Source organism: Streptomyces sp. NPDC006309, from assembly GCF_040613095.1.
Taxonomy (GTDB): domain Bacteria; phylum Actinomycetota; class Actinomycetes; order Streptomycetales; family Streptomycetaceae; genus Streptomyces.
Genome location: NZ_JBEXRO010000027.1, coordinates 96636 through 105068, shown reverse-complemented (window position 1 = coordinate 105068; position 8433 = coordinate 96636). Strand labels below are relative to the sequence as shown.

8 protein-coding genes are annotated in these 8433 nt (G+C 71.8%); 7 read left to right on the top strand and 1 reads right to left on the bottom strand.

Annotated features, from left to right (window positions below; all coding sequences use genetic code 11):
• Positions 1-90: 90 nt before the first annotated feature.
• Entirely contained in the window at positions 91-447 is a 357-nt protein-coding gene (locus ABZ117_RS28695) for a DUF1844 domain-containing protein (RefSeq protein WP_356824699.1), read from the bottom strand.
• 361 nt (positions 448-808) lie between these two features.
• Here ABZ117_RS28695 and infC point away from each other — a divergent pair, with 361 nt between their 5' ends.
• The 7 genes from infC to pheT all read left to right on the top strand — a co-directional run bounded on the left by infC (position 809) and on the right by pheT (position 8319).
• Positions 809-1477: a translation initiation factor IF-3 gene (gene infC / locus ABZ117_RS28690; protein ID WP_356824703.1), complete on the top strand. Its 669-nt coding sequence runs from the start codon at positions 809-811 to the stop codon at positions 1475-1477.
• Between the two features lie 113 nt (positions 1478-1590).
• The gene (gene rpmI / locus ABZ117_RS28685; protein ID WP_003977225.1) at positions 1591-1785 is read left to right on the top strand and encodes a 50S ribosomal protein L35; all 195 of its coding nucleotides are present in this window, start codon (positions 1591-1593) and stop codon (positions 1783-1785) included.
• Positions 1786-1883: 98 nt separating this feature from the next.
• Positions 1884-2267, top strand: coding sequence for a 50S ribosomal protein L20 (gene rplT / locus ABZ117_RS28680; protein ID WP_356824698.1), 384 nt, complete (start codon positions 1884-1886; stop codon positions 2265-2267).
• Between the two features lie 231 nt (positions 2268-2498).
• Positions 2499-3359 (top strand): RNA methyltransferase, encoded by an 861-nt coding sequence (locus ABZ117_RS28675; protein ID WP_356824697.1) that lies wholly within the window; start codon positions 2499-2501, stop codon positions 3357-3359.
• Positions 3360-3408: 49 nt separating this feature from the next.
• The gene (locus tag ABZ117_RS28670; protein WP_356824696.1) at positions 3409-4554 is read left to right on the top strand and encodes an ATP-binding protein; all 1146 of its coding nucleotides are present in this window, start codon (positions 3409-3411) and stop codon (positions 4552-4554) included.
• Between the two features lie 136 nt (positions 4555-4690).
• Complete coding sequence (gene pheS, locus ABZ117_RS28665; protein WP_356824695.1) at positions 4691-5815, top strand: phenylalanine--tRNA ligase subunit alpha; 1125 nt, start codon at positions 4691-4693, stop codon at positions 5813-5815.
• Positions 5815-8319, top strand: coding sequence for a phenylalanine--tRNA ligase subunit beta (gene pheT / locus ABZ117_RS28660; RefSeq protein WP_356824694.1), 2505 nt, complete (start codon positions 5815-5817; stop codon positions 8317-8319). Before pheS ends, pheT begins: the two co-directional genes overlap by 1 nt.
• Positions 8320-8433 lie beyond the last annotated feature (114 nt).

The window sequence follows — 8433 nt, the reverse complement described above, 5'->3', positions numbered from 1 at the left end:
CGCTACGACAAGAGGGCCTACGTCTTCCACGGCACCGTCACTGTCGCAGCGGTCCGCTTATGGCTCCGGCCGTGATCCGCCGGACAGAACCTAGCCGTAGACGGGGCCGGTGTACTTCTCGCCCGGCCCCTGGCCCGGCTCGTCCGGGACGAGCGACGCCTCGCGGAACGCCAGCTGGAGCGACTTCAGGCCGTCGCGCAGCGGGGCCGCGTGGAAGGAGCTGATCTCGGTCGTGCTCGCGTCCAGCAGGCCGGCGAGCGCGCTGATCAGCTTGCGGGCCTCGTCGAGGTCCTTGTACGACTCGCCCTCCTCGCTCAGCCCGAGCTTCACGGCGGCGGCGCTCATCAGGTTGACGGCGACCGTCACGATCACCTCGACGGCGGGGACCTCGGCGATGTCCCGGGTCATCGCGTCGAAGTCGGGGGATTCGGGAGGGGTGTCACTCATGCCCCACACGATAGGTGGTCCCGGCGGGCCTCCCTCAATTAGCCCCCGCCAGGTGATGCTGCTAGTCTGAAAGACGACCGGCCGGACATTTTGTGCGGCCCACAAGTGGAGGCTCCGATCTCCCACCCGACCATCCTCCGGGACGGCGGGTCATCCGGTCAGGCGGCCACCATCGTTCCGTACGGACGATGGAGTCGCCCGAAAGTGCGCCCCGCGGCATCGCGGCGGTGCTCCGGTAGTGCTCGGAGTCCCGCATGTGATCGTGCGGGGCATTTTTTGTGCCTCGGCGCGGTTGGTCTTCGAACACAGACGTAACGCGGCTGTCCGCCAGACCGCCGCGTGGTGCTACCGAGGAGGATCCATCAGCGCCGAGCCCCGCATCAACGACCGGATTCGCGTTCCCGAGGTGCGACTTGTCGGTCCCAGTGGCGAGCAAGTCGGCATCGTGCCGCTCGCGAAGGCACTGGAGCTTGCACAGGAGTACGACCTGGACCTGGTCGAGGTCGCGGCGACCGCCCGTCCGCCCGTGTGCAAGCTCATGGACTACGGCAAGTTCAAGTACGAGTCGGCCATGAAGGCCCGTGAGGCGCGCAAGAACCAGGCGCACACGGTCATCAAGGAGATGAAGCTCCGGCCGAAGATCGACCCGCACGACTATGACACCAAGAAGGGTCACGTCGTCCGGTTCCTCAAGCAGGGCGACAAGGTCAAGATCACGATCATGTTCCGTGGCCGTGAGCAGTCGCGCCCCGAGCTGGGCTACCGACTGCTGCAGCGTCTCGCGGAGGACGTCCAGGACCTCGGGTTCATCGAGTCGAACCCGAAGCAGGACGGCCGAAACATGATCATGGTTCTCGGTCCGCACAAGAAGAAGACCGAGGCGATGGCCGAGGCCCGTCAGGCGCAGGAGGCCCGCAAGGCCGACGCGAAGGCGAACCCCGGCAAGTCGCAGAACGCCGCCGAGGCCGACGAGCACGACGAGGCCGAGGTCCAGGCCGAGGTGCCCGCCGAGGAACCTGCCGAGGCGTGATCCCGGGGGACGTGCGTCCCCGAGGATGTAACCGACAGAACTGAGCGACGCTCCATCGTGCCCGGTTTCACGACCGGGCACCGGAGCGCCACCGACGAGGAGATAACGGCGCTATGCCGAAGAACAAGTCGCACAGCGGTGCCAGCAAGCGCTTCAAGATCACCGGCTCCGGCAAGGTGCTCCGCGAGCGCGCCGGCAAGCGCCACCTGCTCGAGCACAAGTCGTCCCGTGTCACGCGTCGCCTCACCGGCAACGCCGAGATGGCCCCGGGCGACGCCGCGAAGATCAAGAAGCTTCTCGGCAAGTGACGCCGCGGCGCCGCCTGAGCGCCGTGCGTCTGGACCGGGACCGAATCGTTTCCGGGTCGTGTGAGCACCACCACGACCCCGCTACAAGGAGTTAACAAGTGGCACGCGTCAAGCGGGCAGTCAACGCCCACAAGAAGCGCCGGGCGATCCTCGAGCAGGCCTCCGGCTACCGCGGTCAGCGTTCGCGCCTGTACCGCAAGGCCAAGGAGCAGGTCACCCACTCGCTGGTCTACAACTACAACGACCGCAAGAAGCGCAAGGGCGACTTCCGGCAGCTGTGGATCCAGCGCATCAACGCCGCTGCCCGCGCCAACGGCATGACGTACAACCGCTTCATCCAGGGCCTGAAGGTCGCGAACGTCGAGGTCGACCGCAAGATCCTGGCCGAGCTGGCCGTGAACGACGCCGGCGCCTTCGCGGCGCTCGTCGAGGTCGCGCAGAAGGCGCTGCCGTCGGACGTCAACGCCCCGAAGGCTGCGTGACGTTCCGGCCCGAGGCCGACGTGACCGAAGGACCCGCAGGCTGCACGGCTTGCGGGTCCTGCTGTTGCCGACGACGCCGCGCGGCCACGGGCGGCCGCGCCGTCCCCACGGGCGGGTCCGCCGCGGCGCGGGACACACCGCGCCCTCCCCGCAGCGGGGTGCGGCACCGCCTGAATCCGCCGTCGCGGCCCGTCGCCGCCGCGGCGGACACGAGTTTTCGAAGGTAAGAGGATGCCCCCCGTCTCCCCCGAACTCATCTCCCCCCGGTCCGCCCGGGTCGGCGCCGCGCGGCGGCTCGCCAAGCGGAACTTCCGGGGGAAGGACCGGCTCTTCCTCGCGGAGGGCCCGCAGGCCGTACGGGAGGCCGCCGGGCACCGGTCCGGCGGGCAGGCCACCCTGGTCGAGCTGTTCGCCACCGTCGAGGCCGCGGAGCGCTACGCCGACATCGTGGGGGAGGCGCGGGACGCTGGCGCCCGGCTGCACCTGGCCTCCGAGGAGGTCATCGCCGAGATCTCCACCACCGTCACCCCGCAGGGACTGGTCGGGGTCTGCCGGTTCCTGGACACCCCCTTCGAGGACATCCTCGCCGCCCGCCCCCGGCTCGTCGCCGTCCTCGCCCATGTGCGCGACCCCGGCAACGCCGGCACGGTGCTGCGCTGCGCCGACGCCGCCGGCGCCGAGGCCGTGGTCCTCACCGACGCCTCCGTCGACCTGTACAACCCCAAGGCCGTGCGCGCCTCCGTCGGCTCCCACTTCCACCTGCCCGTCGCCGTCGGCGTCCCCGTCGAGCGGGCCGTGGCGGGACTGAGGGACGCGGGGGTGCGGATCCTGGCCGCCGACGGCGCCGGGGACCGCGACCTGGACGAGGAGCTGGACCGGGGCACCATGGGCGGGCCGACCGCGTGGGTGTTCGGCAACGAGGCCTGGGGACTTCCCGAGGAGACCCGCGCCCTCGCCGACGCCGTCGTACGCGTCCCCATCCACGGGCGCGCCGAGAGCCTGAACCTCGCCACGGCCGCCGCCGTATGTCTCTATGCGTCGGCCCGCGCACAGCGTGCCTCCGGAGGGTGCCGATCCGTCACCCAGAGCTAGTAGGGTGACCAACTCGGGGCCTGCGCGGTCTGAGAGGTGGGGTACGGGGATGACTGTGGCCGGCACGAGCACCGCGCCGGAGGGACGGGACGCGCGACAGGCCTCCGCGCCCCGGCACCGCGACGCGGCCCTCGGTCTCGATCCCGACCAGCTGCCCGACGGCCTCGTCGTCGCCGACGCGGACGGCCGGGTGGTCTGTTTCAACGCCGCCGCCGCCCGCATCACCGCCGTACGGGCCGCCGACGCCCTCGGCCGGCCGCTGGAGCGGGCGCTGCCGCTGGAGGACCTGGAGGGCCGCCGCTGGTGGCAGCTGACCGACCCCTACGGCGGGCTCGCCATCCGGGTCCGGCAGCCGGAGCGCAACCTGCTGCTGCCGGGCGGCCGGGAGGTGCTGGTCTCCGCCCGCTACGTACGGGACGAGCCGCTGGGCCCGGTGCGCAGCGTGGTCGTCTCCCTGCGGGACACCGAGGCCCGCCGCCGTACCGAGCGCAGCCACGCCGAGCTGATCGCCACCGTCGCGCACGAGCTGCGCTCCCCGCTCACCTCCGTGAAGGGCTTCACCGCCACCCTGCTCGCCAAGTGGGAACGCTTCACCGACGACCAGAAGCGGCTCATGCTGGAGACCGTCGACGCCGACGCCGACCGCGTCACCCGCCTCATCGCCGAGCTCCTCGACATCTCCCGTATCGACGCCGGGCGCCTGGAGGTGCGCCGGCAGCCCGTCGACATCGGGGCCGCCGTGTCCCGGCACATCCAGGCCTACGTCGCCGCCGGCCAGCCCGCCGACCGCTTCCTGCTCCGCGTCGAACAGCCGCTGCCCGCCCTGTGGGCCGACCCCGACAAGATCGACCAGGTCCTCAGCAACCTCATCGAAAATGCCGTGCGGCACGGTGCGGGAACCGTCACCATTGACGTCACGCCCTCGGCGTCCCCCCGCGAGGGCGAGGACGGCGAGAACGCAGCCACGTCGGTCACGGTGAGCGACGAGGGGCCCGGCATCCCGGAGGAGTCCATGAACCGCGTCTTCACCCGCTTCTGGCGGGGCAGCAAGCGCGGTGGCACCGGCCTCGGGCTGTACATCGTCAAGGGAATCGTCGAGGTGCACGGCGGCACCATCACGGTCGGCCGCGCCCCCGGCGGCGGCGCCGAGTTCCGCTTTACGCTGCCCGTGGCGGCCCCGGCGTATCTCGCCTAGTGGCCCACGGGCGCATCCGCACACCTCCACCCCGTTAGACTCGGCCTTTGGCACCTTTGTGTCCCGAAAGCCGGACGCACCGTCCATCAGCCGGTGACGGGGACCATCCGCCAGCCAATCGGAAGTACGGGAAGAGATGTCGGCACCGAATAAGTCGTACGACCCTGTCGAGGTCGAGGCGTTGAAACCGGAAGAGATCGAGCGCATGCGGGACGAGGCGCTCGCCGCCTTCGCCGCCGCGGACTCCCTCGACGCGCTCCACGAGGCGAAGGTCGCCCACACCGGCCCGGCCTCCCCGCTGGCCCTCGCCAACCGCGAGATCGGCGCCCTGCCCCCGCATGCCAAGGCCGAGGCCGGCAAGCGCGTCGGCATGGCCCGCGGCGCCGTGAACAAGGCCCTCGCCGCGCGCCAGGTGGAGCTGGAGGCCGAGCGGGACGCCCGCGTGCTGGTCGAGGAGGCGGTGGACGTCACACTTCCGTACGACCGCGTCCCGGCCGGCGCCCGGCACCCGCTGACCACCATGATGGAGCGGGTCGCGGACGTCTTCGTGTCCATGGGGTACGAGATCGCCGAGGGCCCCGAGGTCGAGGCGGAGTGGTTCAACTTCGACGCCCTCAACTTCACCCCGGACCACCCGGCCCGGCAGATGCAGGACACCTTCTTCGTCGACGGCCCCAAGGGCGAGAACGGCGACTCCGGTGTCATCCTGCGCACCCACACCTCGCCCGTGCAGGCCCGCGCCCTGCTGGAGCGCGAGCTGCCGGTCTACATCGTCTGCCCGGGCCGGGTGTACCGCACCGACGAGCTGGACGCGACCCACACCCCGGTCTTCCACCAGATCGAGCTGCTGGCCGTGGACGAGGGCCTGACCATGGCCGACCTCAAGGGCACCCTGGACCACATGGTCCAGTCGCTGTTCGGGCCGGACATGAAGACCCGGCTGCGTCCGAACTACTTCCCCTTCACCGAGCCGAGCGCCGAGATGGACATGCTCTGCTACGTGTGCAAGGGCGAGTCCGTCGGCAACCCCGACCGGCCCTGCCGCACCTGCTCCAGCGAGGGCTGGATCGAGCTGGGCGGCTGCGGCATGGTCAACCCGCGGGTCCTCACCGCCTGCGGCGTCGACCCCGAGAGGTACAGCGGCTTCGCCTTCGGGTTCGGCATCGAGCGGATGCTCATGTTCCGCCACAACGTCGAAGACATGCGAGACATGGTCGAGGGTGACGTCCGGTTCACCCGGCCGTTCGGGATGGAGATCTGATGCGGGTCCCGCTTTCTTGGCTGCGGGAGTACGTCGACCTGCCGGCGACGGAGACCGGGCGCGACGTCCAGGAGAAGCTGATCTCGGTCGGCCTCGAGGTCGAGACCGTCGAACAGCTCGGCACCGACCTCAAGGGGCCGCTCGTCGTCGGCCAGGTGCTCACCATCGAGGAGCTGGAGGGCTTCAAGAAGCCGATCCGCTTCTGCACCGTCGACGTCGGCGCGGCCAACGGCACCGGTGAGCCCCAGGAGATCGTCTGCGGCGCCCGCAACTTCTCCGTCGGCGACAAGGTCGTCGTGGTCCTTCCGGGCGCCGTGCTGCCCGGCGGCTTCGCGATCTCCGCGCGCAAGACCTACGGCAAGACCTCCCACGGCATGATCTGCTCCGCGGACGAGCTGGGCATGGGCGACGACGGGACGCACGGCATCATCGTGCTCCCGCCGGAGTACGAGGTGGGCACCGACGCCATCGAACTGCTCGAACTGGTCGACGAGGTCCTGGACATCGCCGTCACGCCCGACCGCGGCTACTGCCTGTCGCTGCGCGGCGTCGCCCGCGAGACCGCCATCGCCTACGGCCTCCCGCTGCGCGACCCGGCCCTGCTGGACGTGCCCGCGCCGAACGCCTACGGCTACCCGGTGCAGGTCTCCGACCCCTTCGGCTGCGACCGCTTCACGGCCCGCACCGTCTCCGGTCTCGACCCCGAGGCGCGCTCCCCGATCTGGCTCCAGCGCCGGCTCCAGAAGGCCGGCATGCGCCCGATCTCCCTGGCGGTGGACGTCACCAACTACGTGATGCTGGAGCTGGGCCAGCCCCTGCACGCGTACGACCGCGCCCGCGTCCAGGGCCCCGTCGGCGTGCGGCGCGCCGAGGCCGGTGAGCAGCTCACCACGCTCGACGGCGTCACCCGCACCCTCGACGCCCAGGACCTGGTCATCACCGACGAGCGCGGCCCCATCGGCCTCGCCGGCGTCATGGGCGGCGCCCACACCGAGATCGACGACACCGAGGGCACCACCACCGAGGTCGTCATCGAGGCCGCGCACTTCGACGCGATCTCCATCGCGCGCACCGCCCGCCGTCACAAGCTGTCCTCCGAGGCCTCCCGCCGCTACGAGCGCGGCGTCGACCCCGAGGCCGCCGCGGCGGCCGCCCAGCGGACCGTGGATCTGCTCGTGCTTCTCGCGGGCGGCACGGCCGACGCGGGCGTCACCGAGGTGATCGCGCCCTCCGCGCCGCGCACCATCACCATCCCGGCCGACCATCCCGACCGGGTCGCGGGCGTGGAGTACGGCCGCGAGACCGTGGTCCGCCGCCTCCAGGAGATCGGCTGCGACGTCTACGGGCAGGACGAGCTGGTCGTCACCGTGCCGTCCTGGCGGGGCGACCTGACCGACCCGAACGACCTGGCCGAAGAGGTCATCCGCCTTGAGGGCTACGAGAACCTGCCCTCCACGCTGCCCAAGCCCCCCGCGGGCCGCGGCCTGACCGAGCGGCAGCGGCTGCACCGCCGCGTCGGCCGCGCGCTGGCCGGCGCCGGCTACGTCGAGGCACCGAACTACCCGTTCATCGGCGAGCAGGTCCTGGACCGGCTGGGCCTGGCGGCCGACGACCCCAAGCGCGCGGTCGTCAAGCTGGTCAACCCGCTCTCCGACGAGGAGCCGGCGTTGCGCACGACGCTGCTGCCGGGCCTGCTGGCCGCGCTGCGGCGCAACGACGGCCGGGGCTCGCACGACCTGGCGCTGTTCGAGACGGGCCTGGTCTTCCATCCGCGTGCGGAGGCGAAGGCCGCGGTCCGGCTGCCCGTCGACCGGCGTCCCACGGCCGAGGAGATCGCCTCCCTGACCGAGGCGCTCCCCGTCCAGCCCCGGCACGCCGCCGTCGTCCTCGCCGGCGCCCGCGAGCAGGCCGGCTGGTGGGGCACGGGCCGCCCGGCCGGCTGGGCCGACGCGGTCGAGGCCGCGCGGGTCATCGCCCGGGAGACCGGCACCGAGCTGATCGTCCGCAAGGGGCAGTACGGGCCGTGGCACCCCGGCCGCTGCGCCGAGCTGGCGGTCACGGCGGACGGCACCGAGCGGGTCGTCGGGTACGCCGGCGAGCTGCACCCGCGGGTCGTACAGGCCCTGGGCCTGCCGGCGCGCACCTGCGCGATGGAGCTGGACCTGGACGTGCTGGAGGAGGCGAGCGCGGGTCCGGTGAAGGGGCCGCGGATCTCGGCCTTCCCGGTGGCCACGCAGGATGTCGCCCTCGTGGTCGACCGGTTCGTGCCGGCCGCCGACGTCGAGGCCGCGCTGCGTGAAGGTGCGGGCGAACTCCTGGAGTCGATCCGGCTGTTCGACGTGTACGAGAACGCCGAGCAGCTGGGCGACGGGCGGAAATCGCTGGCGTACGCGCTGCGGTTCCGGGCGTCCGACCGCACGCTGACCGTGGACGAGGCGTCCGCCGCGCGGGACGCGGCCGTCGCCCTCGCGGGCGAGCGGACCGGAGCGGCGCTGCGCAGCTGAGCGCGCGTACCGACCGGCCGGCCACGGGTTCCCCGTGGCCGGCCGCGCCGTGCGCCACCCCCTGCGGGAGCGCGCGGCACCCCCTGTCAGCTGCATAAATGCGGCCCGGCCCGC

What these genes read in the sequence shown, in the direction of transcription:
- ABZ117_RS28695 (WP_356824699.1), bottom strand. Translation starts at nt 447, where the DNA reads ATGAGTGACACCCCTCCCGAATCCCCCGACTTCGACGCGATGACCCGG.
- rpmI (WP_003977225.1), top strand. Translation starts at nt 1,591, where the DNA reads ATGCCGAAGAACAAGTCGCACAGCGGTGCCAGCAAGCGCTTCAAGATC.
- ABZ117_RS28675 (WP_356824697.1), top strand. Translation starts at nt 2,499, where the DNA reads ATGCCCCCCGTCTCCCCCGAACTCATCTCCCCCCGGTCCGCCCGGGTC.
- ABZ117_RS28670 (WP_356824696.1), top strand. Translation starts at nt 3,409, where the DNA reads ATGACTGTGGCCGGCACGAGCACCGCGCCGGAGGGACGGGACGCGCGA.
- pheS (WP_356824695.1), top strand. Translation starts at nt 4,691, where the DNA reads ATGTCGGCACCGAATAAGTCGTACGACCCTGTCGAGGTCGAGGCGTTG.
- pheT (WP_356824694.1), top strand. Translation starts at nt 5,815, where the DNA reads ATGCGGGTCCCGCTTTCTTGGCTGCGGGAGTACGTCGACCTGCCGGCG.